The 1,525-nt window shown below is 69.2% G+C and carries 2 protein-coding genes; one reads left to right on the forward strand and one right to left on the reverse strand.

What is annotated here, in order from left to right:
• Positions 1–998: FAD-dependent oxidoreductase (locus tag HC022_RS26290; protein WP_167454346.1), on the reverse strand; the 998-nt coding region annotated here is incomplete at its 3' end.
• A gap of 181 nt (positions 999–1,179) precedes the next feature.
• Between HC022_RS26290 and ccmI the strand changes: the two genes are divergently transcribed.
• Positions 1,180–1,525: c-type cytochrome biogenesis protein CcmI (gene ccmI / locus HC022_RS26295; protein WP_167454347.1), on the forward strand; the 346-nt coding region annotated here is incomplete at its 3' end.

Raw genomic sequence — 1,525 nt, forward strand, 5'->3', positions numbered from 1 at the left:
CTCAGCATCTTGAGCCGCGAGATCATCGGGAAGGTCTCGACCAGCGCGCGCACCGTCTCCTCGACATGCTGGAAGCTGCCGCGCTGCGCGTAGTTGATGTAGCCGTCGGTGCCGCCGCCGATCACCATCTCGCCCTTGTCGGACTGGCTCATGTAGCCGTGTACCGTGTTGGCCATCACCACCACGTCCATGCAGGGCTTGATCGGCTCCGACACCAGCGCCTGAAGCGCCACCGACTCGAGCGGCAGCCGGAAGCCCGCCTTCTCGGCCATGACGCCGGAATGTCCCGCCACCACGATGCCCAGCTTGCCGCAGCGGATCTCGCCCAGCGAGGTCTCGACCCCGGTGACCTTGCCCGCCTCCTGGCGCACCGCGGTCACCTCGCAGTTCTGCAGGATATCCATGCCCATGTCCGAGCAGGCGCGCGCGTAGCCCCAGGCCACCGCATCGTGACGCGCCGTGCCGCCGCGCGGCTGCCAGAGCGCGCCCAGCACCGGGTAGCGCGGGCCGTCGATGTTCATGATCGGGCACAGCCGCTTGACCTCGCGCGGCGAGATCATCTCGGTATCGATGCCCTGTAACCTATTGGCGTGCACGGTGCGCTGGTAGCCGCGCAGCTCGTGCTCGGTCTGCGCCAGCATCATCACCCCGCGCGGGCTGAACATCACATTGTAGTTCAGATCCTGGCTCAGCCCCTCGTAGAGCGAGCGCGCCTTCTCATAGAGCGCCGCCGAGGGATCCTGCAGGTAGTTCGACCGGATGATGGTGGTGTTGCGGCCGGTGTTGCCGCCGCCGAGCCAGCCCTTCTCGAGGATCGCGACATTGGTGATGCCGAAATTCTTCCCGAGGTAATAGGCCGTGGCAAGCCCGTGGCCGCCGGCCCCGACGATCACCACGTCGTACTGCGCCCGTGGCGTCGGCTTGCCCCAGGCGCGCCCCCATCCGGTGTGGTCGCGGGCCGCCTCTCGGGCGATGGCAAATGCGGAGTAACGTTTCATCTTGCCTCGAATCCGGGACGGGACCTGTCCGCCTCCGGCCTGACCTCAGCACGACCGCCCCGAGACCGCAACCGTCACGACCGCCCCGGCGCACCGCCCCCGGACGATGCGCCGCGCACGGCGGGGCTTTTTTCCGCGGCTCTCCGCCTATACATGGGGCGGGAAACCGGACGGAGTGGACATGACGGTCTTCTGGATCATCGCGGGGGCGACGGCGCTCCTCGTTGCGGCGCTGCTGGTGGCGGCGCTTCTGCGCGGACGGCGCGAAACCGGGCCCGCCGAGGCCTGGGACCTGCAGGTCTACCGCGACCAGCTGCGCGAGATCGAGCGCGACGCCGCCCGCGGCGCCATCGCCCCGGACGAGGCCGAACGGCTCAAGACCGAAGTCTCGCGCCGAATCCTCGCCGCCGATGCGAAGATCCGCGGCGGCAAGCCCGCCGCCCCCCGCGCCTCCGGCCCCGCCATGGTCATGGGCACGCTGATCGTGCTGGTGCTGCTCGGCGGCGGCATGGGGCTCTACTGGCAGC

The sequence above is a fragment of the Salipiger sp. HF18 genome, from assembly GCF_011806505.1.
GTDB classification, from domain to species: domain Bacteria; phylum Pseudomonadota; class Alphaproteobacteria; order Rhodobacterales; family Rhodobacteraceae; genus Salipiger; species Salipiger thiooxidans.